Below are 24,858 nucleotides of genomic sequence, written 5' to 3'. Positions count from 1 at the left end.
TTCTCGGAATCAAGTCTCCTCACCGATAATCTGGTGAGTCGAAAAACCCCGAGCCCCTCTTATATTTGATCCCAGCCTGGCCAGGGACTTGAAAAGGCCCAAAGCATCAAAACCGGCACTTATGCTGGACATTTTTTAAGCAGGAGACCCCATGCCACAAGCCTTTTTGAAAACTATGGATGAAAACGGAAAAACCCTCAGCCTTCAGGACTTCTCAACTCTGGGCAAGGATTCAAACTGCCAACTCCAGGTCCTGGGAGTGGATGTTTCAGATCGCCATGCTCGCATCGAAAAAAAGGATCAATCCTATCTGATTCGCGATTTGCGCTCGACCACGGGAACCTTTGTTAATGATGCACGTGTCATGGAGGCCTTTCTTAGCGACGGTGATGTGATTCGTCTGGGAGATCAGGAGTTCTTATTCCTGACTCAGGAGCAAACCACCAATCCCTTCCCCATTACCAGCCGCAACGAAGTCTGGAATGAAGAACTGCAGGCCCTTTCCAACGTCTCGCAAACTGAATTCCCTGTTTTGATTTTGGGCCCCTCTGGAACCGGTAAAGATGTTATTGCGCATGCCCTGCACGAGCAAAGCAATCGCAGCCAGGGGCCTTTTGTCAGCGTGAACTGTAGCGCTTTAAGTGAAACCCTGATCGAAAGTGAGTTGTTTGGTCATATCAAAGGAAGTTTTACTGGTGCCATCAACGACCGCAAAGGGGCCTTTGAAGCCGCTCGCGGGGGCACCCTTTTCCTGGATGAAATCGGCGATCTGTCTTATGGCTTGCAGGCCAAATTGTTACGCGCTTTGGAAAACAATGAAATCCGCCCCGTGGGGGCCGATCGCAACGTGCGCACGGATGTTCGCATTATCGCCGCCACCCACCAGAACCTGGCGCAAAAAATTCGTGAAGGTTTGTTCCGATCTGATTTGTACTTCCGCTTAAACGTTGTCACCATTGCGCCACCAGCATTGGCTTTGCGCATGGAGGACTTTGAAGAGCTGTTGTACAGTTTCGCAAAAAAAATGCGCGTACGCTTTTCCCATGGCGCGATTGTCCGCCTGAAAAAACATCCGTGGCCGGGAAATATTCGTGAACTGAAGAATCTGGTCAGCCGGGCCGCAGCCCTGTACCCGCGTACTCATATTACGGAAAGTCATATCGAAAAGCTGCTGGATAAAACTCTGCTGGAAAAATCAGAAGAGCGGGTCACCAATGACATCCCGGTCATCAAGGAAATTGAAAAGCAGATGATCATAAAGCGTCTGGAAGCCAATCGCGGCAATCAGCGCCGAACGGCTCAGGATCTGGGAATGCCGAAAAGCACCCTGCATGACCGCCTGAAGTATTACAATATCGATCTGGCGGCTTTTAAGGTTTAACGATGGCCGTTTTTATAAAGATGCGACGAACATAACCTTTCGTCAGAATCTTGTTCACGTCTTTGCGCAAACGATCGCAAAGAGCCTGCTTGCCCTCCGCCGAGGAAACCTGATCGAACGTCATCTCTTCGATCGTCCTTAGGAACAAGTCCTCCACTTCCGCTTCGCGGTCTTTGATTTCCACGACGACATCAGAGGCCGCGCCTTCCACGTAGAACTCGAATGCTCCCATGGGATTGGATCCGGCTTCACCGGAACGACGCAGATTCACCACCATTCGTTTCATCAGGAAAATATTCTGAGCGGCCCGCGTGGAATCGTAAAAAGGCTCTGTCTCTGTTTTGGGGTCATATTGATATCGCTGTGACGACCAATCCGCCAAAGAGCGAACAAACAGATCTTCACTGTGTGGCAAAAGCCCCTTGGTGCTGACCCGATACAAAACAAATCCGCCGACCCCGGTCGCCACAATCAGCCCCACCAGGCTCAGTTTTTTGATCAAGGAGTAACCCTTGAACGCCGCCAGACCTTGACCCACACTTTTTTTGAATCCTGCCAGAAGCCCTTTCAACCAGGCAACCGTCAAAGGCCCCGCGTTCAGAACACGATGGCGCAACTGTTCTTTGAATTTTCTAAAGCTCAGACGCAGTCCCGTGCGCTTCATCTTGATCTTGTAGGAAAGCTTGGGGATAAAAGGGAGGACTTTTAAAAGCTTCGCACGCAAGCCCGTGGCTGACTGCCACAACTTTTCCTCTTCCGCCAGAGTGTACTCCAGCTCAAGCCCCTCTTCGTAGATCTCGCCGACCCCTTCGACATCGGGACCAATTTCATTCAAGGATTTGGCAAACTCCGGATCTTCTTCGGCCAAAACAGAGTCCAAGGACTCCAAGGACATCAAATCTTCGCCATCCCCTTCGACGGCGCCATCTTTGATCTCTTCCTCAACTTTGGTCGTGTTTTCCTGTTCAGCCAACTGCATTCCCCCAAGACGATTGTAAGGAAGGAATCAAATACGCCGCAAGAACAATTTATAAACAGAAGTCCATCGGCTAGCATTAAAAGGTAGGAGTTTTTAATGAGAGTATTGATTTCGGTATTGGTGGCCGCAATGGCCTTGTCGGGTTGTGCAAATTTCCATCGTTCCGCAGAAAGTGGATACTCAGGCAGTCCAGAAGACGTCCGCTACAGCGATCAAGCAGATCGCGGCAGCTATGATCGTGAAACACGTCAGACCGCCTACGAACTGGGCAAAGACCCCGCCTATCTGAGCAGCAAAGACCTGCAGGATATCCGCAATCGTCAGCAGGTTCGCCAGCTGGAAAGAAGCCTGTCCTCGCGCAAAGAGCGCGAACAGTACTCAAAAATCCTGCCCTGGCTGAAGAACGACGCCGAGAAGATTGAGTTTCTGTCGGTACCTTCCATTGAAGGCCGTCAACAATGGATCAATCGCAACAATGTCTGGAGCCGGGCACAAGCCCCCCAAGAGGAGATGAAAAGTCTGATTGAAACCCAGGATATCGCCGTGGGTATGCCCCAGGACTATGTGAAACGATCCTGGGGAGACCCCATGAGTGTCGAAGTGTCCGGAAATCCGATCTATAAGAACGAACGCTGGAAGTACCAGAAATTTGTCTCCGCCCCCGAAGGCTATCGCAAAGAAACGCGATACGTTTACTTTGAAGGCGGGCGCGTGGTGGGTTGGGAAACAGAATAGTCTCCCTCCCCTTGCAAGGCCAACTTAGTGGGCCTCGTCCCAGTTGTTGCCAATGGCGTAATTCACCTTCAGAGGCACTTTCAACTTCACCACATTTTCCATGATGGAGACCAACTGAGGTGTGTGCTTCTTTAAGCTTTCTTCAAAATCCTCAAAGATCAACTCGTCATGCACCTGCAACAGCATGCGCACAGGCACTTTTTCAAACACTTCGATCATGGCCTTTTTCACCAGATCGCTGGCCGTCCCCTGAATGGGAGCATTGATGGCTGCCCGTTCACCGAACTTCTTTAGGGCCATATTCTTTGATTGAAGCTCTTCGATATAACGACGGCGGCCGAACAGAGTTTCCACGTAACCCTTTTCATGCGCCATTTTTACCGTGCCATCAATGTATTCACGCACATTCTTGAAGCGATTAAAGTAGCGTTCGATAATGTCCTTGGCTTCAGTTCTGGAGATTCCCAGGTTTTCCGCCAAACCAAAAGCTCCCTGCCCATAAGCGATCCCGAAGTTCACCGCTTTGGCGGAGCGACGCTGTTCGGAAGTCACCTCTTTCAAAGGAACTCCGAAGACTTCAGAGGCTGTCGCCGCATGAATATCCAGATCATCAGCAAACGCTTTACACATATTCGGATCTTCTGAAATGTGCGCCAAAATACGCAGTTCAATCTGCGAATAATCGACAGAAAGAAGCTTCATGCGAGGAGCCGCAATGAAGGCCTTACGCACCTGCTGCCCGCGCTCTGTTCGAATGGGAATATTTTGCAGATTGGGCGCGGTGCTGGAAAGACGTCCTGTGGTCGTTAAAGCCTGATTGAAGCTGGTGTGCACACGATCATCCTTCGGATCAATCATGGTTGGCAAAGCATCCACGTAAGTGGATTTCAGTTTCGACAGCTCACGCCAGCTTAAAACCAATTTGGCGATCGGATGATCCAGCCCCAGCAAAACTTCCTCGTCCGTCGAATAGCCTGTTTTCGTCTTCTTACCCGCTGGCAGCCCCAGTTTTTCAAACAAGACCACGCCCAGCTGTTTGGGGCTTCCGACATTGAAGGACTCTCCCGCAGCGGCATGGATCTTTTCTTCCAAACTGGAAATTTCTTTGGCCAGATCCGCACTTTGTTGCGCCAGCAGCTCTTTATCAATTCGCACACCATAGCGTTCCATGGACAGAAGCACCCGGGCCAGAGGCAGGTCCAACTCACGATAGACTTTTTCGCCCTGGACGTTTTTCAGTTGATCCTGAAGAGTTTTGGCAAAGTTTAAATGTGCATTGTACAAATACGCCGGCGATGCCAATTCTGGCAGAACATCTGCCATGAAACGTGTGTAGATCTTACCAAAATCTGATGTGTCGCCGGCTTTCAGTACATAGGCCGCCAACTGAGAATCCCATGCCGCCGTCGGAGTTCGTGCACCGATTTTGTGCCAGAAACTTTTCAGGTCATATCCGTGCCATTGAATCTGGAAGGTGTCTGTCAACTTGCCTAAAAATTCTGCGTCAGGCACCTCAATGATCTCGGTCTCGGTGCCAACAAAAACACCGCGAACACTAGCAAAGCCCCACAAGCCCTGTTTTTCACTCAAAATCTCGGCAAGCTCGCGTGTGTTCAGGCTTTTTTCAACGAAGTTTCTCTCATCCTTGTCGATCACGAGTGTCGGAACCACGTCATCTTGTTCAGACGAGGTCGTCCCAACAGGCGCTGCCGTCACCAGCTCTTTTGAGACTGCTGCAGGAGGTGGTGTCGCGGGGGCTGTTTCTGAAACAGTTCCAAACAAGCTCTTTTCAAAGCTCTTGAAGTTCAACTCATGCAATAGTGCTTTGAGCTCTTCTGTATGGAAAGGTCTTAATTTGTACGCCGCCAGATCATCCGGCATTGGCACATCCAGAGAAATCGTGACCAGCTTTTTGGACAAAAGAGCATTTTCTTTCGATGCCAGCAGCTTTTCTCGGACGCTCTTGCTTTCAACCTTGTCGATGTTTTCGTAGATATCCTCTACGTGCTTGAACTGCTCCAGAAGCTTGATAGCTCCTTTTTCTCCGATACCCTTCACTCCAGGCACGTTGTCTGAGGTGTCACCCACAATCGCCAAATAGTCTATGAATTGATCAGGGCGCACACCCCATTTTTCAAAGACACCCTGGGCATCGTAACGGACACCTTTCATGGTGTCGTAAAGAATGATGTGATCATCAACCAACTGCCCGAAGTCTTTATCACCACTGACAATGAAAACTTCCATGCCATTGCGGCGGCCCCATTTGGCAGCAGTTCCAATGATATCGTCGGCCTCAAAGGATTCCACTTCAAAGGAAGGAATTCCCAGCAAGTCCGCCAGCTTTTTGATGTAAGGCACCTGTTGCGCCAGCTCATCAGGCATTTCCGTACGGTGAGCTTTGTAGGCCTCATACATTGTTTTACGGAAAGAAGGCTCTTTACGGTCATAGCAGAACACCAGGTACTCAGGCTTTTCTTCCTTGAGCAGCTTGATGATCATCGCCAAGAAGCCGTAAATGGCATTGACTGGCAATCCTGAAGGTGACGACAGCGGACGAATCGCATAATAAGCGCGAAAGAACATGGCGCTGACGTCAATGAGGTAGAGTTTTTTCATGAGGACCTCCGGATGTAAAACCTAAGGTCTACACCGCAGGGGCCCGAATGTCGATGCTTGATGCTTATTCCAAGTCGGCTTTCACGCGGGAAAAGTCGATCTGTTCCAAGGCCTTTTTATCCAACTCAGCTTCAGCAGCTGGTGTGTACATGACCTCATCACAGCAAGCCTCCGCCTGACGAAGCAGGATCTCCAATTGACCCTTCAAGGCTCCTTCAATTGAGCGGTGGCCCGCTTCAAGCGCTTCAACATCCAAAGATGAACAATTTAAACGACGGGCCAGATCAGAACGGCTCCAACCCAAACGAAGGCGAAGCGTGTGAAGAGATTCTTTAGTCCAATCAAGCATTTGATTCTCAAGCATATAAACCCCTAGATTCACTTAAAAAAGTATCCTCTAATAGAGCAGGAATACTATTTCTATTATAGGTGGTTTGCACTAGATAATGCGACGAGCTACAGACTATTGTTCAGGGAAAACAAAGACAAGGTCGTGTTCGCCCGCCAGATCCAATTTATCACGGGCCTGGCGCTCGATAAACGCAGGGTCTTTAGCTTGTTTGAGCTGCCCCGACAACGCTGCAATATTCTGACGCGTTTGCTGAATCTCATAAGTAATACGATCGAAATCCCGGTGAAGTCCCCATAGACGGAAGGCATTGCCATTCACAACGATGGAAGTGGAAAAGACCGCCAGACAAGCCACGGCTACTTTTCCGGGGCTGTTTAGAAAACGTCGCAAACCTACTGCAAACTGAGTGTAAGACATGAATTTATTCTAGCCAGATCTTGGGTGTGTGGCTACAGGACTGAGGCCTAGGTCCAGCTCTACATCCATAGATAAAATCAATAACATAGATGACTTTTATCGATTCGATTTATCCATAGAAATCACCGATCTTAGCGGCATGAGAGGTGTTATGAGAACATGGTCCGACTATCTTAAAACGGCGCAGATCGAAGACCCGATTTTTGCGTCTGTGCGCGAGGGTCAATATGCCGAGGTCCTGGAGTATTTGGAGAACCTGGGAAATCCCAATTTGCGTAATCACAAGGGGCATTCCCTGCTGATGCTGGCAGCCTACAATGGGCACCTGGCCTTGGTCAGCCTTCTGATTTCCTGCCATGCAGATGTGGACTCTCGCGATGATTCAGGCAACACCATCCTGATGGGTGCGGCTTTTAAGGGCCACAAACAGATTGTCCAGCAACTGCTTCGCGCCGGAGCCGATCCGCATGCAGTGAATCCCAAAGGGCAAACAGCTTTGACCTTTGCCGAAGCCTTTGGGCGCCATGAAGTTGCGGCATTGCTGGCGGATCTGGATTCTGAACGTCTGTCGGACCACCCCCGCTTTCTTCGTCGCATTTCAGCCCTGATGAAACTTTTTTCCCTTCCCGCAAAAGGAGCTTAATTCCATGAGCAGAAAAACACTGACGACAACAGCAGGAATCCCCGTTTCTGAAAACCAGCACAGTTTAACCACCGGCCCCCGGGGTCCGGTGACCCTCCAGGATTATCATCTGATTGAAAAGCTGGCCCACTTTAACCGCGAACGCATTCCCGAGCGTGTGGTTCATGCCAAAGGTTCTGGAGCCTACGGCACCTTCACTGTCACTCACGACATCACCCGTTTTACCAAAGCAAAAATCTTTTCTCACATCGGCAAGAAGACTCCCGCCTTCCTGCGCTTTTCAACCGTTGCCGGCGAAAAAGGCTCGGCCGACACGGAACGAGACCCCCGTGGTTTTGCTTTGAAGCTTTACACCGAACAGGGCAACTGGGACATTGTCGGCAACAACACACCGGTGTTCTTCGAGCGTGATCCTTTAAAATTCCCGGACTTTATTCATTCACAAAAACGCGATCCGCAGACCGGTTACAAAAACCCTGTGCGTATGTGGGATTATTGGGCCAATGCGCCCGAAGCCCTTCATCAGATCACAATCTTGTTCAGCGATCGCGGCCTTCCCGATGGCTATCGCTTTATGAATGGTTATGGCAGCCACACCTTCAGTTTTATCAATGACAAGAACGAACGCGTGTGGGTGAAGTTCCATTTCAAATCCATGCAGGGAATTAAAAATCTGTCCGTCGAAAAAGCCGTCGAACTGGCCGGTACAGATCCGGATTATGCAGGTCGTGATCTCTTTGAAGCTATTGAGCGCGGCGAGTTCCCCAAGTGGGCTTTGAAGGTACAAATCATGAGTGAACGTCAGGCTGAACAATTCCGCTTTGACCCCTTCGATCTCACCAAGGTGTGGCCACACAAGGAATTCCCCCTGATGGATGTGGGCGTGCTGGAACTTAACCGCAATCCAGAAAACTATTTTGCGGAAGTGGAGCAGGTCGCTTTTTCGCCTAGCAATGTGCCTCCGGGAGTGGGGTTCTCTCCCGACAAAATGCTGCAAGGACGATTGTTTGCCTATCCGGATGCCCAACGCTATCGCCTGGGTGTGAACTATCAATATCTGCCGGTGAATCGACCGCACGCGGAAGTAAACACCTATCACCGCGACGGAGCCATGCGCTTTGATGGCAACAGCGGCCGCTTGGACAACTACGAACCCAACGGCTTTGGTGGACCTGTGCAAGACGCCTCAGTGCTTGAACCTGCGCTGGCTTTGTCAGGCTCTTTGGACCGTCATGATTCTCACAAAGGCAATGATGACTTTACGCAAGCCGGGAACTTATACCGCATTCTGAGTGAAGTCGAAAAAGACCGCCTGACCACCAACATCGCAGGCACCATGAAGTCGATCCCCGAAGAACTGCAGCGAAGAAACATCTCTCACTTCACTCGATGCGACACTGACTATGGAAACCGTATCGCCATCAAACTGGGCCTCAAATAAAAAAAGCCCTGTGATTTTGACCTCACAGGGCTTTTTAAGTTCTCTTTCTTTTGCAGACTATCTAAAAGCTGCTTTGTCCCAGTACAGACCCATACCGCCCAAGTCTTCTTCAATACGCAGAAGCTGGTTGTATTTGGCAGTTCTTTCGCCACGGCACAAGCTGCCAGTTTTGATCTGATGGCAGTTCAATGCCACAGACAAATCAGCGATCGTCACGTCTTCGGTTTCACCAGAACGGTGAGACATGATCGTGCGGTATTTGTTTCTTTGCGCCAAATTCACGGCATCAAACGTTTCAGACAAAGTACCGATTTGGTTTACTTTCACAAGCAAGGCGTTTCCGGCTTTCTTCTCAAGGCCCATGCGCAGACGTTTTGGATTGGTCACGAACAAATCATCACCGATCAACTGCATCGTGGAACCCATCTCAGAAGTCGCCTTCACCCAGGAATCCCAATCGTCTTCAGCAAAACCGTCTTCGATGGAAACCAGTGGGTATTTCTCAGCCCATGATTTGTAGATACCCAGAAGTTCTGCCGGGCTGATGTGGCCACCTTGCCATTCGTATTTACCGTCTTTGTACATTTCAGTGGAAGCCACATCCAAAGCCAGGAACACGTTTTGACCTGGATCATAACCAGCATCCACGATCGCGTTCATCAACAAATCCAAAGCCTCCTGATTGGAACCCAATTTCGGAGCAAAACCACCTTCGTCACCCACTGCTGTGGAAAGACCTTTTTTCGCCAGGATCTTTTTCAGCGTGTGGAAGATCTCTGCACCAGCGCGCAGGGATTCGGCGTAGGAGTTATTCACAGTCGGAACAACCATGAATTCCTGAATATCCAGACCGTTGTTCGCGTGCGCACCACCGTTCAGGACGTTCATCAACGGAACTGGCAAACGAGTCGCCTGAGAACCACCCACATAACGATACAACGGAAGATTGCAGTCAGCGGCTGCGGCTTTTGCCACCGCCAAAGAAACACCCAGAATCGCATTTGCGCCCAAGTTTGATTTGTTTTCGGTGCCATCGATATCGCGAAGGATTTTGTCGATGTATGTTTGTTCAGTCACTTGCAGACCGATTATTTCCGGAGCGATCTTCTCACGAACGTTATCAACAGCCTTGAAAACGCCTTTGCCCAGGAAACGGTTTTTGTCGCCATCACGAAGCTCGCAAGCTTCATGGGCTCCCGTGGACGCTCCAGATGGAACCGCGGCACGGCCCATGTTGCCATCTGCAGTGGTCACCTCAACCTCAACAGTTGGATTGCCACGGCTATCAAGAATTTCACGAGAGACGATGTTGATAATTTCAGACATGATGAGTTCCTTCCTTCTCGGCGTTCTTATTCATAGTTTTCTTTACCAAGTCCATGCTTTCAAAGACCGTACGTGGATACTGGGTCTTGACGAACTCCCAGTCCACTCGGCGCATGGCCTCTTTCACCGCCGGGGTCATTTTCCCCTGAGCAGCGAGCATGGTGATCAGTTGCTGCGCTCGCACCATGTAGTCGTGCAGTCGCGCCAGATTCTGACTTAGAACATACCCCGGTGTTTCGCTGTCAAAGTTCAAGTGTGACAGAGATCCTTCGTGAGGCAACAGGGAAGAAGCATTATTCGTGGCTTCCTCCGCCTGCACGCCCGTGGAGGCTTTCAGATTCTGTTTTTCAATTGTGCGGATTTTTTCTTCCAGATCGCCGACGTACTTTTGCAGATCCTCACGCTCACGCTGAGTGCGCTGAAGATCGTCAATCAGACTCTGAAACAAGGCCGGACTGACTTGATGTCCGACGCTTTCACTGAAGATCGAACTCTGCTGTGTGGACCAGTTCAACTGGATCGTGATGCCTTCCCAGTGACAGACCGCCGGCGGTTGACCGACATAGACTGGCAACGACTCAAAGGCCGATTTCAGGTATGTCGTCACCAAAGGGTACTGCTCTGCCGGAAGTGGCAGATCAAAAGAGATGCTGACTTCGTCACGACGAAGATTTTCAATCGGCGGCTTCGGAGAAATAAAGTACGACAGGAACTGTTCCGGCTGATTGAAGATCTCCTGAGGATGCGGCATCATGCGCAGAACGCTATCCAACACACCCCAGGCACGCAGCTCCGGGCCTTCATGCCCTGCCCGCTGCAGAATATTTTCTTCTCTTTTCAGGGGAAGACGCAGCACCGACTCCAGAAAATTTTCCATTTCTGGCGCCGTCATCCAATACGACGAGTCCTTGAGCAGCTCCATCGGAAGATGGGCCTGCTCATACAGCTGGCTAAGGTCTTCGCCTTGCTGTTCCAGAACGGTTAAAACTGCGTTTGAAATCTTACAACTAAAGTGCACGAAATAGGTCTTAGCCTAGTTTTCCCACTCTTTAAACACAAAAAAACACACCCTCTTTTCACTCGAAAAAGAGCACCCGCGTCACAATCGTGACGCAGCATTGCCAGAAAAAACAACCAGGCACCTTTTGAGGTAAAGCGGTCAAAACCGTTCCAGCGCAAGGCGGAGGGCGTTTCGCGCAGCGGAGGCGTGCTCCCAGCACGTCGGAGTGAAGCGGAAGGCCCGACAACGCAGTCGATGGGGCGGTTTTCACCGCTTTAAGCGGCTTTGGTAAATTTGGATTTGGGGAATGGGAGGTTATTGTCGATGATCTCTTCCATAAACGAGGGGATGTTCCCCGTTGGGATCAGCTTGCCTTCCAGCGTTCCATCGGGACGGCGTGTTAGGCGCGACATTTCGAAGATTGGAATCACGTTGTATGAACCATCTGCATTGAATCCGCATACTTCGCTGATTGCCGCAATACGTCGAGATCCATCGGAAAAACGCGAGACCTGGATGATAATTTCGATCGCCGAAGACACTTGAGAGCGCAAAGCCTTCTCACTGACCTTGGCGTCGCCCCCTTGAGCCAGGGCTTCCAAACGCACAATCGCATCTTCGGGCGTGTTCGCGTGGACCGTTCCCATACAGCCTTTGTGACCGGTGTTCATCGCATTGAGAAGTTCCATCGCTTCACTGGAACGAACCTCCCCCACAATGATTCTGTCGGGACGCAAACGCAGAGCGGACTTGAGCAAGTCCTTGATCGTCACTTCCCCCTTCCCGGCCGCATCGGCCTGGCGGGTTTCAAACATCACCACGTGCTCATAGTCGACCTGAAGCTCGGAAGAGTCCTCAATCACCATCACACGCTGACCTTTCGGAATGCGCGTGCACAGCAATGACAACAGCGTGGTTTTACCAGAGCCGGTACCACCGCTGACGATGATGTTCTTGCCAAGGAACATGCAAATATCCAGGAAGCGCGCACCATCTTCGGTGATCGCTCCGAACTTGATGTAGTCGGCAAAAGTGATTTTGTTATTGGTGAACTTACGAATGGAAAGAGTCGTTCCCTTGCGCGACATGGGCGGGATCACCGCCGCAATACGCGAACCATCCGGCAGACGCGCATCCAGACGAGGCGATTCATCGTCGATACGTCTTCCCACGCTTTGCGCGATACTGTTGACCGCCGCACGCAGATCATCTTCTGACGGGAAAGATTCCGCAACCCTTTCGAGTTTGCCTTTTCTTTCCACAAAGATTTCCTTATGGCCGTTTACAAGAATTTCCGACACACCCTTGTCTTCGAGGTATTTCGCAACAGGACCGAGATTCTGCTGAATGGTCTGTTTGAAAACGTTCGACTGATCAGACATGGGTGCCTTTCCTCACTAAAGATTAGTTCGATGCGGGCTTGCGGTCTGCCGCAGCCGAATCTGAATAGATGATGAACTTCCCCTGCACCGCGGTTTCAGGGCACTGATACGAGAAAATTCCATCGGTCTTTGGATTCACAAAGAAAGTTTTTTGTTCGCCAAACACCGTGTTGTGGTGCTCGGAAAATGCATCCAGCACGAAGCTGACGTTCTTTTCCTTGCTGTTCACATTCACGATATGAACCCGGTAGTTACCCCCCTTTTTAAGGCGCACCTGCTCGGGCACAAAGCCCTTGTCCGTATTCATGATAACGATGTCCTGAGTCGGCTCTACCGAATCAAAGACCTTGCTTAGAATATTGACGGATTGATCCTCCTGCACACTGGCCGGAAGACGGTCTTCATTTTTGACTTTATTGAATTCGACCTGACGACGGGAGAAGTCCACTTCCCACGCATTCGCTACAGAAGAAAACAACAACAGGCAAAGAACCTTAGTGCAACTCTGTGCGATCCTGGAACTCACAAAACTCACGGGCCACCTCCATAGCGATATAATTCACGGACCTTGGGTCCATCATGTGGAGCTTCTGAATCAGAAGATCTTTGTCGCCGCGGCAGCCGTTGATTGTCTGGAAAGCGTCGCTCAGGATTTGTGGGTTTGCCATCATCTCCTTCGTCACTTCACTCCAATCCAACTTCAATACAGGGTCGATCGCCCCTACGCTGTAGAGAGCATCAAACACTAATTGCAAATCGCCTTGCAGAAACATCGAATCCTCCTAATTGCTCAAGGGCATCCAGCCCACATGGTGTTTCTATCGGTAGGAGTTCATTAGAACTTGAGTCAATTTGAGGCGATTTTTGAGGACTTGAGGAGATCTATCGTTTGACGCTGGCCCAGAGTCGAATCGGACTTGGGCCCGGTCAAGTCGAGGGAAATTACTGTTCGGAGGCGGCAGAATCTGCCGGTTTTTCGGTTGGAGCTTGAGAAGATTCAGTCAGAATTTTGCCCGCAATTTCGGACGGAGACGTTGTGTCCTTCATCATACGCAGCTTTCTTTCACCGACCGCTTCTTTAGAAACTTGGATTTTTGCATCCCGAATGCGCTCGGCAATCTTTCTTTCAAATCCGTCATTCTTGATATAGGGCTTGATCTCTGACAATAGATTTTCAAGAAAAACGACGTAGGTTGTTTGGACGACGGGTTTAAAAGCCCGAGGATTTTTCAGAGCATTGATGGCTTCGTCAGTAAGTTGACTGATCGTTTTTTCCCAGGACTCCAATTCATCGAGGTTTGAACGCAAGGGTGACACGATTTTTTCGATCATCTCATCATCGTTAGGACGAGAATACACAGCCTGAAGTGCCTCTTTCAAAGGCACCACTTTGCCGCTGGATGACTTTTTGGACTCAGTCACCTTGTCACTGACCAACTTGTTCATTTGATCCAAATCTTTCAGGGCCAGTTGAGAATAGTTAAACAGCAGACCAGCATGCGCCGTGCCGCCAAGAAACATAAGAGCGAACATTGTTAAAAGGAAATTTGATTTATTCATAGAACTCAGTTTAAAGGGGTCCCAGAGTGAGACAAGTCCTGATTAGCAGGACCTTGGACCGGGATTTTTTCCTTCCCTCTAAACTGAAAATGATGTCAATATAAAGGGGCTCAAAAAATTACAATCATCCATCTTGGAGGAAGACATTGAAAGCACTTAAGTTATTTGGAATTTCAGCACTGGCACTTACCCTGGTAAATTGTGCCCCTTCAGCTAAACAACTCAAGGAAGCAGTAGAAAAGGACCCGAGCATCGTTTTCGCAGCGATCGAAAAAGATCCTGAACAATTCATCGAAGTGGTGAACAAAGCCGCCCAGAATGCTCAACGTAAAGCTCAAGAAAAAGCTGTTGCCGAAGAAGGCAAAAAGCGCGATGACGAATTCAAAAATCCGTTGAAACCAGCTATCGAAGAAGGCCGTGTTATCTTTGGCCCTAAAGATGCTAAAATCACGATCATTGAATACTCTGACTTCGAGTGCCCATACTGCGCTAAAGGTCACGCGACTGTTGATGAAGTGATGAAAGCTTATCCAAAAGACGTTCGCGTTGTTTACAAGCACCTTCCTTTGGATTTCCACCCAATGGCTATGCCTGCGGCTGAGTACTTCGAAGCGATCGCTCTTCAAGATCACGCTAAAGCTGAAAAGTTCTACAACCTAGTGTTTGAGAACCAAGGTGACCTGCGTACTAAAAAGGAAGGCGCTTTGAAAGACTTCGCTAAAAAAGTAGGCGCGGACCTGAAGAAAGTTGAAAAAGACCTTAAGTCTGAAGTTGTGCAAAAGCGTATCGAAGCGGACATGGAAGAAGCTCGTAAATTCAACTTCTCCGGCACTCCAGGCTTCCTGATCAACGGTGTTTCTTTGCGTGGTGCTTATCCATTTGCGGACTTCAAAGAAATCATCGATCGTCACCTTAAAGAAGCGAAGTAATTCTTCTTTAAAAAAGATCAAAACAAAAACCCACAGTCTCAAAACTGTGGGTTTTTTTATTTGCCCCGACCCACGTCCTGCCTCTAAAGTGAAAGGAACCACTCACCCAAGGAGTTCCATCATGAGCGCCCACGCCAAGTCGATGATTCTAAAAGCTCAGGACGACCTCGACATCGCAAAAAAACACCTGAACGATGAAAAGCAGCACGATCTGGTCGGCTACAACCTGGCTCAAGCCTGCGAAAAATTCTTAAAAGCTCTTTGTGAAATGCGTGGCCTTGAATATCCCCACGACGAAGAAGGGCATGATCTGGACGCCCTGATGCAGGTGCTGGAAGAAAATAACTTCTCGGCGATTTCCTCTCACGCCGATGTGATCGAACTGACTCCTTACAACTCCCCGAACGCCCATGTGCGCGCTGATGAACGTCTGGATATGGAAGAATACTTCGGCTACGTTGAAAATCTAAAAAAACTTGTCGGCGAGCAGCTGCGAGTGCTTCTGTAAAGAAGCCCCCGCCCCGCTCCTTATGGCTGACTGAAAAAGATTAAGTCAGTCGAAAGAGTTTGTGAAATCGGTGGCCTATTGCTGTAGGCCAACGACGTCCGCGAAAAGACTTACAACTTCTTTAGGTTTTTCGATGCGTTTGAATAGACTGTACTTACGGGCGCAAACCAGCTCAAGTGAAGTGTTGATCTCCTGGTTTGAGGAATAGACAGTAGAATTGACATAGATCTTCTTAGTCTCCAGATCGAACCCCTTTTCATTGTCGACCACGTTTATAACTTTAAATTTCAACCCGGCAGGCAGAACGATCAGACCTTGCGCATTGACGTACTGACTATTGCGCAAATTATTTCCCACCAAACTCATGTAACAATGATCATTTTTACGCAGCACATAGATAGACTGACTGGAACGACTGTTCTCTGCATTGAAAGCAATATCCTTTTTCAGAATCAACTGAGTCTCTGCCAAAGAGACTGACGACACCAAGGTAACACCCATCACAACTGCCAATAAACGAGAAATAGTAAGCATAAACATCCTTTCCAAGAAAGATCTTACGCTTACCATAACTGCTGATCAGTGCTGCATTAATGTGTGGGAACCTCTGAATCTTTATAAATTTTCCCTGTTCTCAAGCTGCGCCGGAACACTGCTCCTGAATGACTATTTGAACGCGTACAGCAGACTGCCGCCCTTGATCAGATTGATAACCTTGTCACGGTTGGATTGGGAGACGGCCGGGCACCCCCAACTGCGCCCTTGGATCACGGCTGAATCCTGAACATAGTTGGCGCCATGAACCACGATCGCCCGAGCGCGGGCATTGGAGTTCGTGGAGGACAAACCATCCAGACGCAATGAATAGCCGTTGCTGCCCTGATAGGTTTCTGCGGTTTTATAAAACCCCAAAGACGAGGCATTGGAACCAGACACGTTACTGAACTTTTCAGCAAAGCCATCATGGTTGCTGTCGGAGCCTTTGCCGTGTGCCACATGAACATTCCACACCGCCCCGGTTCTCATATCGATAAAGTACCAGCGTTTCTGCGTGGACTTCTGACTGAAATCCAGAACCGAAATGACATTCTGATTCTTGAACGAAGTTTTATTCTTATGGAAGTACAAGACCGCCGCCTTCAGCCCCGCTGTCGGCACGATGTGGTTTGGATCCAGATAGTCATATTGCTTTAAAATCGCCTCGTCGCCATCGACGACCTCATCAGGAACTTCTGGCGTTGTGGGTGGGGTCACTTCAGGAGTTTCAACAACCCCGGGTGTTTCCGTACCGCCCTGGGAGCTGTTGTCCTGGCTTGGCATTTCAGCCGCAGGTTCGTTGTTCGGGTCATCAGGCAGCACCGGCAGTCCGGGGCCGCACGCGGCCAGCAAGAACGTCGTCGAAAGTACCAAGAGTGTTTTTGAGTTGATAAATGCCATGGTGATCCTCCGTGATTTTTCACAGAAGCGGATCGGCCACTCATATTTGAAACTTTAAAGACCGTGGAACTGGCTGAAAACTTGCCAGCTTTTCAGAGGGAAACTGTCGAGTTTTCCGACACTTTACGGACCTTGGATAAGGCCTATACAAAAAGAGCGGGGTTTTAATCCGCTCTTGCTAAGACCAGCTAAGAATTCCGCCAACCTACTTCAAGGAGGCAATATCAATCACGAAACGATAGCGCACATCGCCCTTCAGCATTCTTTCATAAGATTCATTGATTTTATCGATGTTGATCAACTCAATGTCCGACGTGATTCCGTGCTCAGCACAGAAATCCAGCATCTCTTGAGTTTCCTTGATACCACCGATCAATGAGCCCGCAAGACTGCGACGTCCCCCGATCAACGGGAAGGCGTGAAGGGCTTCTGGCTTGTCCGGCACACCCAACAACACCATCGTTCCGTCACGTTTCAACAACTGCAAGTGACTGCCCAGATCAATCGGCGCTGACACCGTGTTGATGATCAAATCAAAACTGCGATTGTACTTTTTGAAAGTTTCTTTTTCAGAGGTGGCTGCGTAATTGTGTGCCCCCAAACGATGGGCATCGTCCTTCTTCTTGTTGGAGGAACTGAGCACCGTGACTTCGGCTCCCATGGCGGCGGCCAGCTTCACAGCCATGTGACCCAAGCCCCCCAAACCCATCACCGCCACCTTTTTGCCTGGTCCAACCTTCCAATGACGAAGTGGTGAATACGTCGTGATCCCCGCACACAAAAGCGGAGCCGCCTTGTCCAAAGGAAGCTTCGGGGAAATCTTCAGCACAAAGTCCTCGTTCACCACGATCTGCGTGGAATAACCACCTTGAGTGACCGTCACACCGTCCTTTTCCACCGAGTTGTACGTGCCGACCGAGCCGTTTTCACAGTACTGCTCCAGCCCTTCCCCGCACGAGGGACAAGTACGGCAGGAATCCACCAGACAACCCACACCGACGGAATCGCCCACTTTGAATTTTTTCACCGAGCTTCCGACATGGATGACTTTCCCAACGATTTCGTGACCTGGAACCATCGGGAACTTAGAGCCGCCCCATTCATCACGCACCTGATGCAGATCCGAATGACAAACGCCGCAGAAGTGAATGTCGATCTGTACATCATGAGGCCCCGGATCACGGCGTTCGAACTTGTAGGGCTTCAAAGGCTCTTTGGATTGGTACGCAGCATAGGCATTCACTGGGATCATCGGAACACTCCTTACAGTTTAAGAGGAAGAACTGTCTCTGATAGTTCAATGGATTCCGGGGTTAAGTCCAGAACAAGTGGCGAAATTTTTACGCCTTTTTGATGAGCCTCCCGAAGCAAACGGCCATACTCGGGATCAATGTCATCCGCAGGGGCAAAGGTGCCACAATCGTGACGTTGAACCGTGAATACGATCTCGGCGGTATGCCCCTGATCCATCAAGGCCATAAGTTCGCGCAGATGCTTTTGCCCCCGTTCGGTCACGGCATCCGGGAATTTGGCAACCCCATCTTCCCCCAACGTCACGTTTTTCACCTCGATAAAGTGCAGGGACTCGCTGCCCGACTTTTTCAGGGCAAAATCCAAACGGGTTTCCGCGCTGATCTTGTATTCAGGCTTCACTTCATCAAATCCCGCCCAGTGAGCAAAGGTGCCCACGACGTCCTTTTTTCGACCCACAACATGCTGTAAAGTTTCGCGCACCACGGTGTTCGGCGTGGCGGTGTTAACACCCACCCACGCGCCCGATGGAGATTTAATCATTTCCAGGGTGTACTTCAGCTTTCTTTCGGGATTCGTGCTTTCGGAGAAGAGACAGTGCTGCCCCGGATTATTCACACTTTTAAGGCTGCCTGTGTTTGGCACGTGGGCCGTGATAGTCTGGCCTTTCCACTCAATGTCTGCAAAAAAGCGCTTATAGCGTTTCAGGAAAATACCTTCTTGCAACTTGCTGTGAAACTTCATGAAAACCTCATTTGAAAATCGAATTCTTTCTCATGAAACTAGTCTGTGAGGCGCCCTTTTGTCGATTCCTTTCAAGCCCCGCCCGACACCCTACAGCTTTAGGGCGTCCCTGCAAAAATGACACTGTTGCCTAGCAGCCAGGAAGAGCCCTTCAGATATCCCTTTATGCGGGGTGTTAATGGGTGCAAATACTCTACCGTGAGCATAGAACGGGATGCTGCTCTCAACCCGCCACTTTGATCTTCGCTAAAGTCTCTTCTTTGCGAAAGGCGAGAGCTTTGAATTTGATTTGTTTAAGTTATGCAACAAGGAAAGGAACTTTCTCAACATGGCAACTGATGTAAAACTGCCCGAACTTGGTGAAGGTGTTACTGAAGGTGAATTGGTAAAATGGTTGGTGAAACCCGGCGATTCTGTAAAAGCTGATCAGGCAATCGCAGAGGTATTGACCGACAAGGCAACGGTTGAAGTTCCGTCTCCTGTTGCTGGCGTGGTGAAAGATTTAAAATTCAAAGCCGGCGACGTCGTTAAAGTCGGCTCCACGATGATCACTCTTGATGGCGCGGGTGCGGCTGCAAAACCAGCGGCGCAACCAGCAGCAGCAGCAGCGGCTCCGGCCAAACCTGCGACTGCCGCCCCTGGCAAAGCCCAAGACATTAAGCTTCCTGAACTGGGTGAAGGCGTTACTGAAGGTGAACTGGTTAAATGGTTGGTAAAACCAGGTGACTCTGTCAAAGCAGACCAGGCAATTGCTGAAGTTCTGACTGACAAAGCGACTGTCGAAGTTCCGACTCCAGTTGCAGGTCTTGTCAAAGAATTGAAATTCAAAGCAGGTGAAGTTGTTAAAGTCGGCTCCACCATGATCACTCTTGAGAGTGCAGGCGGCGCAGCTTCGGCTCCAGCTCCGGCAGCTCCAAGTGCTGGTCCAGTGCAGCCTGCGCCTGCACACTCCGCAGCTGCCGCCGCTAAGGCCGCTCCAGTAGCAACTGCCTCCACATCCGCTGGCATCTTCCCGCCTGTGGCTGACTCCAAAGTATTGGCAACTCCGGCGACTCGCCGTCTGGCGCGTGAAATGGGTGTTGATATCAACTCTCTGACCGGTACTGGTCTTGCGGGTCGTGTGACTCGTGAAGACGTGATGGCTTCCGGTGGCGGCACAGCTCCTGCGGCAGCGAAATCTGCTCCGGCAGCAGCGGGCTCCATCTCTATTCCTAAGCCTTCTTACCAAGGCCCTGCAGGTGCCGCGGAAGAGCGCGTTCCTCTGATCGGTATTCGCAAGAAGATCGCTGAAAACATGCAGCGCTCTAAACACGTGATCCCTCACTTCACCATTATGGATGAAGCGAAAGTGGATGCGATGGTGGCCCTTCGTGAAGGTCTGAAAGACCATGCTGAGAAAAACGGAACGAAGATCACTTACCTTCCAATCGTGATGAAGGCTTTGATCGCAACGATCCGCGAATTCCCAATGTTCAACGCGTCCATCGACGATGCGGCTGGCGAAATCGTTTACAAAAAATACTTCAATCTGGGCTTCGCAGCAGACACTCCAAACGGCCTTGTCGTTCCGGTGATCAAAAACGCGGATCAGAAATCCATCCTGGAAATCTCCAAAGAGATTTTGGATCTTTCCAAGCGTGCTCGTGACGGCAAGTTGAAACCGGATGAAATGAAGGGTGCGACTATCACCGTGACGAACATCGGTTCCATCGGTGGAACTTATGCGACTCCGGTGATCAATCACCCTGAAGTTGCGATCCTGGGCATGTACAAAATTGACGAAAAAGTTGTTTTGAAAAACGGTCAGGTTTCTGCAATCAAAGTCATGAACTACTCAATGACTGCGGATCACCGTTTGATCGACGGCGCTGTGGCTGCAAGATTCCTTGCTGCCTTCATCGGCCGCATCGAAAACCCAGGCAAACTTTTGGTGGAACTGGTTTAATCGGCCCCGCCGAAGAGGCTGAAACGCCAGCCGGCGTTTCAGCTGGACTAAATTTGGAGATTATATGCAAAATTTTGACGTAGTAGTTATTGGTGCGGGTCCCGGCGGTTATGTCGCTGCGATCCGTTCTGCACAACTTGGTTTTAAAACAGCAGTTATCGAACGTGAATTCCTGGGTGGCGTGTGCTTGAACGTGGGTTGTATCCCGTCCAAAGCCATGATCACTGCGACTCACCTGTTGCATAAAGCTCAGCACAATTTCAAGGAAATGGGCTTGAACATCAAAGGTGGCATCGACGTGGATATGAAACAGCTTGTGAAATGGAAACAATCCGTTTCCGACAAGATGTCCGGCGGTGTGAATCAGCTTCTTAAAGGTTACGGCGTAACCATCATCAAAGGTGATGCTGAATTCAAATCCTCTAAAGAAATCTCTGTGAAATCCTCTGCAGGCACTGAGTCTGTTCAGGCGAAGTACTTCGTTGTGGCAACAGGCTCCCGCCCGATTGAAATCCCTGGTTTCAAGTTCGACGAAAAAGACATCTGCTCTTCCACTGGCGCGTTGGCGTTTGACTCCATCCCTAAGCGCGTGGCGGTTATCGGTGGTGGTTACATCGGTCTAGAGATCTCTTCTTACCTGCGCAAGCTGGGCACCGAAGTGACTGTGATCGAAGCACAATCGGCTTTGTTGGCGGGTGTGGTTGATCCGGACTGCGCGCAGATCGTGACTCGCAAGCTGACCAAAGCGGGCGTGAATGTTCTTTACGGAGCAAAAGCCAAGGGTCAGAAAAAAGTCAAAGACGGCTATGAAGTGACTGTTGAGATCAATGGCAAAGACGAAGTTGTCAAATGTGACAAAATCCTCGTGACTGTCGGCCGTCGTCCGAATGGCGATCAGGCAAACTTGAAGGCGGCTGGCATTGCCGTGGATGAGCGTGGCTTCGTGAAAGTCGATGCTCAACGCCGCACGAATGTTTCCAACATCTTTGCTATCGGTGATATCGCCGGTCAGCCGATGCTGGCGCACAAAGCATCCCACGAGGGTGTTCTGGTTGCTGAAGTGATCGCGGGCCATAACCGTGTTTACGATGCGAAAACAGTTCCAGCGGTGGTCTTCACCGATCCTGAAATCGCAGCAGCCGGCATGACTGAAGCTGAAGCGAAAGCCAAAGGTCACACCGACCTTCTGATCAGCAAGTTCCCGTTCGCAGCCAATGGCCGCGCGGTGAGCATGATGGAAACAGACGGCTTCGTGAAAATGATCGCTGATAAGAAAACCCACGTTTTGTTGGGCGTTCACATCGTCGGTCCGGAAGCTTCCAACTTGATCTCTGAAGCTGTTTTGGCGATCGAGATGGGTGCACGCATTGAAGACCTGGCGCTTTCCATCCACCCTCACCCAACTTTGGGTGAAACCATGATGGAAGCCGCTGAGGCGACTTTGGGTCACGCGATCCATATCATTCAAAAACCTTTGAAAGCATAAGCTTTCGCACAAAGGCCGGCCGTCAAAAGCCGGCCTTTTTTTTAGCTGCACTCCAACCTCAAGCTGCTATCATCTTTTCATGCGCCATTTTTTGCTGCTGATATCGACATTGCTTCTATGTGGTCCCGCGTGGTCGGCGAAAACCAAAGCTCCGCTCAGGGTGGCTATCCCTTACAGTCTGGCCCCCCCTTTATTGATCACTGACGCGAAAGGCCAGGCCACTGGGATTGTGCGGGACTATATTCATGCCATTGAAAAGCGCGTTGATCGCAAATTCGAATTCATCGTCATTCCCAAGTTCCGTATTCACGAGATGATCAGCAAGGGTTTGGCCGAAATCAACTGCTACACCAGTCCGTCCTGGGTTCCGAACCCTGAAAAATTCACTTGGTCCAAGGTTCTGTTTATAAAAAAAGAAGTGCTGGCCTCACGCAAGAGTGTGCACTCTTATTCCGATATTAGGGGTGAGCGCGTGGGAACAGTTCTGCGCTATATTTACCCGAGTCTTGACCCACTCTTTAAAAATGGCCGGCTGATTCGCGAGGACGTTCCCACCGAAGAACAGAATCTGCGAAAGTTCGTCAATAAACGCATCGACAACGTCGTGGCCGACGAAACTCATCTGGATTATTTCCTGAAGAACGATAAAAACAAAGCCCCTATTTATAAGATGGTTATACAGGAATATCCGATTCACTGCCTGATCGCCGCCAAAGACACTGAGTTGACTGCTTCATTTAACAAAGCCATTGAGGACATCAAAAGCTCAGATGAGCTGGACCGCATTTTTGCTCATTACAAATGATCGGAATCCACGATTCGTAAAGTCGAAAAATCTTTATCGGATTCGAAGCCAGGTCCTTTTCACATTCAGATCCCACAGCCGTTTTCGCAAAGGCTTCTTTCGCGACTCCACTGTGCTGTCAGCGAAGAAAACTTTGGTTGGCGCCGACCGGCTAAGAATGGAGCTGACGTCGGCAAAAATGGCAAAACCACTTTGCCCGGGTTGCACACCACTGTAAAGACCGCCATAACCTGAGACGCCGTTTGAATTAAATCCCGTAAAAAGGTTGGCGATAATCCCGGCACTGATTGCATCTGTGCCCAAGGCATAACCCAGAACCACTTTCGATGCCGCCAGGTCCACATTCAGATAGAGTTTGGAGATACGACTGTCACTAAAGGCGATCGAATACCAATTGTCAGTTTTAACCCCCATCACCGGGAAGAAGGTTCCATTGGGAAGACCTTTTTCCGCCTTCATTGATGGAATCTGCGTCACACGCGTAAAGTTCACCAATAGATCCACTTCTGTGGTTCCGGGAACTGGAGAGTTCACTTGCAGCATACCCAAAATCTCCAGCGGACTGTCAGGGTTATAGATCGGCAATTGGACATTCATAATCTGAATGCTGTTGGAATCCAGATGCGTCTTCAGGCCCACAAACAGGTTTCCCTGCTGGGTTTGGGTTGTCAATTGAGCCCCCTTGATCACACTTTCCTGAGAACAGGCGGCCAAACTGACTATGGCGGCAAGGGCCAAAAACAGATGTTTCAACGGGGATGCAATCATTCGGAGTCTCCTTGTTGGTGCAATTCGCGCACTAAGTTTCGGCAGGCCCGGCCTAGACTTAAGCCCCAGCATCAGAATCTTTGCAGAAAGGAAACAGAGCCAGAATGTGGTTTATGAAGTTCTGGCTCAGAATAAGACGGATTAGGGTCAGTGAGCCCCAATCTCGTGGTGAATCTGAAAAGCTATTCCAGGTATTTATCCTGAAGGGCTTTCAGACGATCTGGTGTTAAATTGAACTCTGCCGCAAAATAGCGATCCATGCTGCCATAGCGCTGATGGATTTCGTGAAAAGCCGCATTCAGGAACTGCTCTTGGACAGACATCAGATAGTGCAAGGTCTCAAGACTTTTACTGGAAAGTTTCTTTTCGTTCTGATTCAGGATCAACTCGCGGAAAGGCTGCAGGGTCTGTTCGGTGCGCAGATAGTCCTCTATGACTGTTTCCTTCTTCACACCCAAAGACATCAACATCAGGGCAGATCCCACACCGGTGCGATCCTTTCCCACGGCACAGTGCTGAACCAGGGCCCCGTTTTGCAAGGGCTCCACCCGCTCAAAAAGACGCTTGTAAGCGTTATTGGAAAACGGCAGCTGCTGATACAGGCTTTCCATAAAATTGCCGGGAATTGCCCGCAAGGATTCTTCGGCATAGAAGTCATGGCCCGCGACATTCACCGCATGAGAGTCCGGATTAGCCGGGCAACATTCATAGTGAGCGCCCTGCCAAATCACGTCCTTATCTTGTTCAGACTCCTTGATGTCGCGATAGTCATGTATGTGGGTGATCGACAAAGCTTCCAACTGAGCACAGTCTTCAGCGGTCAGACGAGAGAGGGAACCTGATCGATATAAGCGGTTCTTCTTCACACGACGGCCATCGGCCGCCAGATATCCACCTAAATCTCGAAAATTAATTCCGCCCTGTAGTTTCATTCCAACTCCTTCCACAAAAGACCATCATAACACGAAGCGCACCTATTTTATTTTCATTTAACTCGGCCCTGATTTGAAAAATACACAAATTCCATCAGTCCACCCGGGTGGCAGATGCAATTAATCGCTATTTGAGGGTCTCTGGCACTTTCATTTGGTTTTCATCTTCAGTCGCTTCTCATTTAGACCCACTTATCAATCATCAGTTGTGAATCGGG

25 protein-coding genes are annotated in these 24,858 nt (G+C 49.9%); 9 read left to right on the top strand and 16 right to left on the bottom strand.

The features are described 5' to 3' along the window. The first annotated feature begins 151 nt into the window (after window positions 1-151). Window positions 152-1,381 carry a sigma 54-interacting transcriptional regulator gene (locus ACZ5ZZ_RS03420; RefSeq protein WP_464141247.1) on the top strand — a complete coding sequence of 410 codons (1,230 nt, stop codon included), beginning with the start codon at window positions 152-154 and terminating at the stop codon, window positions 1,379-1,381. Here ACZ5ZZ_RS03420 and ACZ5ZZ_RS03415 read toward each other — a convergent pair. After that, window positions 1,371-2,360, bottom strand: a complete 990-nt coding sequence (locus ACZ5ZZ_RS03415) for a flagellar basal body-associated FliL family protein (protein WP_464141246.1) — start codon at window positions 2,358-2,360, stop codon at window positions 1,371-1,373. The two genes, ACZ5ZZ_RS03420 and ACZ5ZZ_RS03415, sit on opposite strands and share 11 nt — an antisense overlap. Before the next feature lie 96 nt (window positions 2,361-2,456). Between ACZ5ZZ_RS03415 and ACZ5ZZ_RS03410 the strand changes: the two genes are divergently transcribed. Continuing rightward, window positions 2,457-3,095, top strand: a complete 639-nt coding sequence (locus tag ACZ5ZZ_RS03410; protein WP_464141244.1) for a hypothetical protein — start codon at window positions 2,457-2,459, stop codon at window positions 3,093-3,095. A gap of 24 nt (window positions 3,096-3,119) precedes the next feature. Here the strand turns inward: ACZ5ZZ_RS03410 and polA are convergent, their stop codons facing one another. The 3 genes from polA to ACZ5ZZ_RS03395 all read right to left on the bottom strand — a co-directional run bounded on the left by polA (window position 3,120) and on the right by ACZ5ZZ_RS03395 (window position 6,483). After that, window positions 3,120-5,714, bottom strand: a complete 2,595-nt coding sequence (gene polA / locus ACZ5ZZ_RS03405) for a DNA polymerase I (RefSeq protein WP_464141242.1) — start codon at window positions 5,712-5,714, stop codon at window positions 3,120-3,122. A 64-nt stretch (window positions 5,715-5,778) separates the two neighbouring features. After that, window positions 5,779-6,078, bottom strand: coding sequence for a helix-turn-helix domain-containing protein (locus ACZ5ZZ_RS03400; RefSeq protein WP_464120198.1), 300 nt, complete (start codon window positions 6,076-6,078; stop codon window positions 5,779-5,781). Window positions 6,079-6,177: 99 nt separating this feature from the next. Beyond that, on the bottom strand, window positions 6,178-6,483 hold the full coding sequence (locus tag ACZ5ZZ_RS03395) for a septum formation initiator family protein (RefSeq protein WP_464120197.1): 306 nt from the start codon (window positions 6,481-6,483) through the stop codon (window positions 6,178-6,180). A 151-nt stretch (window positions 6,484-6,634) separates the two neighbouring features. Here ACZ5ZZ_RS03395 and ACZ5ZZ_RS03390 point away from each other — a divergent pair, with 151 nt between their 5' ends. Both ACZ5ZZ_RS03390 and ACZ5ZZ_RS03385 read left to right on the top strand, forming a co-directional pair. Next, complete coding sequence (locus tag ACZ5ZZ_RS03390; protein ID WP_464133439.1) at window positions 6,635-7,126, top strand: ankyrin repeat domain-containing protein; 492 nt, start codon at window positions 6,635-6,637, stop codon at window positions 7,124-7,126. A gap of 4 nt (window positions 7,127-7,130) precedes the next feature. Beyond that, complete coding sequence (locus tag ACZ5ZZ_RS03385) at window positions 7,131-8,567, top strand: catalase (protein ID WP_464141240.1); 1,437 nt, start codon at window positions 7,131-7,133, stop codon at window positions 8,565-8,567. A gap of 57 nt (window positions 8,568-8,624) precedes the next feature. Here ACZ5ZZ_RS03385 and eno read toward each other — a convergent pair whose 3' ends face one another. From eno to ACZ5ZZ_RS03355, 6 genes are all read right to left on the bottom strand, one after another. Continuing rightward, window positions 8,625-9,893: a phosphopyruvate hydratase gene (eno, locus tag ACZ5ZZ_RS03380; protein ID WP_464120194.1), complete on the bottom strand. Its 1,269-nt coding sequence runs from the start codon at window positions 9,891-9,893 to the stop codon at window positions 8,625-8,627. Continuing rightward, window positions 9,886-10,911, bottom strand: coding sequence for a hypothetical protein (locus ACZ5ZZ_RS03375; protein WP_464133435.1), 1,026 nt, complete (start codon window positions 10,909-10,911; stop codon window positions 9,886-9,888). The genes eno and ACZ5ZZ_RS03375 overlap by 8 nt, the downstream gene beginning before the upstream one ends. A gap of 257 nt (window positions 10,912-11,168) precedes the next feature. Next, window positions 11,169-12,275 (bottom strand): CpaF family protein, encoded by a 1,107-nt coding sequence (locus ACZ5ZZ_RS03370; RefSeq protein WP_464133432.1) that lies wholly within the window; start codon window positions 12,273-12,275, stop codon window positions 11,169-11,171. A gap of 22 nt (window positions 12,276-12,297) precedes the next feature. Continuing rightward, on the bottom strand, window positions 12,298-12,810 hold the full coding sequence (locus tag ACZ5ZZ_RS03365; RefSeq protein WP_464120191.1) for a cupredoxin domain-containing protein: 513 nt from the start codon (window positions 12,808-12,810) through the stop codon (window positions 12,298-12,300). Continuing rightward, window positions 12,770-13,048, bottom strand: coding sequence for a cytochrome (locus ACZ5ZZ_RS03360; protein WP_464120190.1), 279 nt, complete (start codon window positions 13,046-13,048; stop codon window positions 12,770-12,772). Before ACZ5ZZ_RS03360 ends, ACZ5ZZ_RS03365 begins: the two co-directional genes overlap by 41 nt. Window positions 13,049-13,217: 169 nt before the next feature. Continuing rightward, window positions 13,218-13,835 carry a hypothetical protein gene (locus ACZ5ZZ_RS03355; RefSeq protein WP_464120189.1) on the bottom strand — a complete coding sequence of 206 codons (618 nt, stop codon included), beginning with the start codon at window positions 13,833-13,835 and terminating at the stop codon, window positions 13,218-13,220. A gap of 146 nt (window positions 13,836-13,981) precedes the next feature. On the opposite strand from ACZ5ZZ_RS03355, the gene ACZ5ZZ_RS03350 reads away from it, so the two are divergent. Both ACZ5ZZ_RS03350 and ACZ5ZZ_RS03345 read left to right on the top strand, forming a co-directional pair. After that, entirely contained in the window at window positions 13,982-14,764 is a 783-nt protein-coding gene (locus ACZ5ZZ_RS03350) for a DsbA family protein (protein WP_464120188.1), read from the top strand. Between the two features lie 121 nt (window positions 14,765-14,885). Next, entirely contained in the window at window positions 14,886-15,272 is a 387-nt protein-coding gene (locus tag ACZ5ZZ_RS03345; protein ID WP_464133426.1) for a HEPN domain-containing protein, read from the top strand. 75 nt (window positions 15,273-15,347) lie between these two features. Here the strand turns inward: ACZ5ZZ_RS03345 and ACZ5ZZ_RS03340 are convergent, their stop codons facing one another. The 4 genes from ACZ5ZZ_RS03340 to sfsA form a co-directional block, all read right to left on the bottom strand. Next, window positions 15,348-15,806, bottom strand: a complete 459-nt coding sequence (locus ACZ5ZZ_RS03340; protein WP_464141239.1) for a hypothetical protein — start codon at window positions 15,804-15,806, stop codon at window positions 15,348-15,350. A gap of 132 nt (window positions 15,807-15,938) precedes the next feature. Next, entirely contained in the window at window positions 15,939-16,709 is a 771-nt protein-coding gene (locus tag ACZ5ZZ_RS03335; protein WP_464133422.1) for a murein L,D-transpeptidase catalytic domain family protein, read from the bottom strand. 205 nt (window positions 16,710-16,914) lie between these two features. After that, complete coding sequence (locus ACZ5ZZ_RS03330) at window positions 16,915-17,961, bottom strand: NAD(P)-dependent alcohol dehydrogenase (RefSeq protein WP_464133421.1); 1,047 nt, start codon at window positions 17,959-17,961, stop codon at window positions 16,915-16,917. 11 nt (window positions 17,962-17,972) lie between these two features. Further along, complete coding sequence (gene sfsA, locus ACZ5ZZ_RS03325) at window positions 17,973-18,704, bottom strand: DNA/RNA nuclease SfsA (protein ID WP_464133419.1); 732 nt, start codon at window positions 18,702-18,704, stop codon at window positions 17,973-17,975. Between the two features lie 328 nt (window positions 18,705-19,032). On the opposite strand from sfsA, the gene ACZ5ZZ_RS03320 reads away from it, so the two are divergent. The 3 genes from ACZ5ZZ_RS03320 (at window position 19,033) to ACZ5ZZ_RS03310 (ending at window position 22,940) form a co-directional block, all read left to right on the top strand. Beyond that, window positions 19,033-20,649: a 2-oxo acid dehydrogenase subunit E2 gene (locus tag ACZ5ZZ_RS03320; RefSeq protein WP_464141237.1), complete on the top strand. Its 1,617-nt coding sequence runs from the start codon at window positions 19,033-19,035 to the stop codon at window positions 20,647-20,649. A 64-nt stretch (window positions 20,650-20,713) separates the two neighbouring features. Continuing rightward, window positions 20,714-22,135 (top strand): dihydrolipoyl dehydrogenase, encoded by a 1,422-nt coding sequence (lpdA, locus tag ACZ5ZZ_RS03315; RefSeq protein WP_464120184.1) that lies wholly within the window; start codon window positions 20,714-20,716, stop codon window positions 22,133-22,135. Between the two features lie 79 nt (window positions 22,136-22,214). Beyond that, window positions 22,215-22,940, top strand: coding sequence for a substrate-binding periplasmic protein (locus tag ACZ5ZZ_RS03310; protein ID WP_464133412.1), 726 nt, complete (start codon window positions 22,215-22,217; stop codon window positions 22,938-22,940). 33 nt (window positions 22,941-22,973) lie between these two features. Here the strand turns inward: ACZ5ZZ_RS03310 and ACZ5ZZ_RS03305 are convergent, their stop codons facing one another. Then, on the bottom strand, window positions 22,974-23,708 hold the full coding sequence (locus ACZ5ZZ_RS03305; RefSeq protein ID WP_464141235.1) for a hypothetical protein: 735 nt from the start codon (window positions 23,706-23,708) through the stop codon (window positions 22,974-22,976). Window positions 23,709-23,890: 182 nt separating this feature from the next. Next, window positions 23,891-24,640, bottom strand: a complete 750-nt coding sequence (locus ACZ5ZZ_RS03300) for a tyrosine-protein phosphatase (protein ID WP_464141233.1) — start codon at window positions 24,638-24,640, stop codon at window positions 23,891-23,893. Between the last annotated feature and the right edge of the window lie 218 nt (window positions 24,641-24,858).

The organism is Bdellovibrio sp. HM001 (genome assembly GCF_055397275.1).
Note: the sequence above shows the minus strand (reverse complement) of the source record. Positions and strands in the feature narration are given on the sequence as shown.

What these genes read in the sequence shown, in the direction of transcription:
- ACZ5ZZ_RS03335 (WP_464133422.1), bottom strand. Translation starts at nt 16,709, where the DNA reads ATGGCATTTATCAACTCAAAAACACTCTTGGTACTTTCGACGACGTTC.
- lpdA (WP_464120184.1), top strand. Translation starts at nt 20,714, where the DNA reads ATGCAAAATTTTGACGTAGTAGTTATTGGTGCGGGTCCCGGCGGTTAT.
- ACZ5ZZ_RS03340 (WP_464141239.1), bottom strand. Translation starts at nt 15,806, where the DNA reads ATGCTTACTATTTCTCGTTTATTGGCAGTTGTGATGGGTGTTACCTTG.
- ACZ5ZZ_RS03310 (WP_464133412.1), top strand. Translation starts at nt 22,215, where the DNA reads ATGCGCCATTTTTTGCTGCTGATATCGACATTGCTTCTATGTGGTCCC.
- ACZ5ZZ_RS03395 (WP_464120197.1), bottom strand. Translation starts at nt 6,483, where the DNA reads ATGTCTTACACTCAGTTTGCAGTAGGTTTGCGACGTTTTCTAAACAGC.
- polA (WP_464141242.1), bottom strand. Translation starts at nt 5,714, where the DNA reads ATGAAAAAACTCTACCTCATTGACGTCAGCGCCATGTTCTTTCGCGCT.
- ACZ5ZZ_RS03355 (WP_464120189.1), bottom strand. Translation starts at nt 13,835, where the DNA reads ATGAATAAATCAAATTTCCTTTTAACAATGTTCGCTCTTATGTTTCTT.
- sfsA (WP_464133419.1), bottom strand. Translation starts at nt 18,704, where the DNA reads ATGAAGTTTCACAGCAAGTTGCAAGAAGGTATTTTCCTGAAACGCTAT.
- ACZ5ZZ_RS03305 (WP_464141235.1), bottom strand. Translation starts at nt 23,708, where the DNA reads ATGATTGCATCCCCGTTGAAACATCTGTTTTTGGCCCTTGCCGCCATA.
- ACZ5ZZ_RS03370 (WP_464133432.1), bottom strand. Translation starts at nt 12,275, where the DNA reads ATGTCTGATCAGTCGAACGTTTTCAAACAGACCATTCAGCAGAATCTC.
- ACZ5ZZ_RS03400 (WP_464120198.1), bottom strand. Translation starts at nt 6,078, where the DNA reads ATGCTTGAGAATCAAATGCTTGATTGGACTAAAGAATCTCTTCACACG.
- ACZ5ZZ_RS03415 (WP_464141246.1), bottom strand. Translation starts at nt 2,360, where the DNA reads ATGCAGTTGGCTGAACAGGAAAACACGACCAAAGTTGAGGAAGAGATC.
- ACZ5ZZ_RS03385 (WP_464141240.1), top strand. Translation starts at nt 7,131, where the DNA reads ATGAGCAGAAAAACACTGACGACAACAGCAGGAATCCCCGTTTCTGAA.
- ACZ5ZZ_RS03390 (WP_464133439.1), top strand. Translation starts at nt 6,635, where the DNA reads ATGAGAACATGGTCCGACTATCTTAAAACGGCGCAGATCGAAGACCCG.
- ACZ5ZZ_RS03300 (WP_464141233.1), bottom strand. Translation starts at nt 24,640, where the DNA reads ATGAAACTACAGGGCGGAATTAATTTTCGAGATTTAGGTGGATATCTG.
- ACZ5ZZ_RS03410 (WP_464141244.1), top strand. Translation starts at nt 2,457, where the DNA reads ATGAGAGTATTGATTTCGGTATTGGTGGCCGCAATGGCCTTGTCGGGT.
- eno (WP_464120194.1), bottom strand. Translation starts at nt 9,893, where the DNA reads ATGTCTGAAATTATCAACATCGTCTCTCGTGAAATTCTTGATAGCCGT.
- ACZ5ZZ_RS03420 (WP_464141247.1), top strand. Translation starts at nt 152, where the DNA reads ATGCCACAAGCCTTTTTGAAAACTATGGATGAAAACGGAAAAACCCTC.
- ACZ5ZZ_RS03320 (WP_464141237.1), top strand. Translation starts at nt 19,033, where the DNA reads ATGGCAACTGATGTAAAACTGCCCGAACTTGGTGAAGGTGTTACTGAA.
- ACZ5ZZ_RS03330 (WP_464133421.1), bottom strand. Translation starts at nt 17,961, where the DNA reads ATGATCCCAGTGAATGCCTATGCTGCGTACCAATCCAAAGAGCCTTTG.
- ACZ5ZZ_RS03345 (WP_464133426.1), top strand. Translation starts at nt 14,886, where the DNA reads ATGAGCGCCCACGCCAAGTCGATGATTCTAAAAGCTCAGGACGACCTC.
- ACZ5ZZ_RS03360 (WP_464120190.1), bottom strand. Translation starts at nt 13,048, where the DNA reads ATGTTTCTGCAAGGCGATTTGCAATTAGTGTTTGATGCTCTCTACAGC.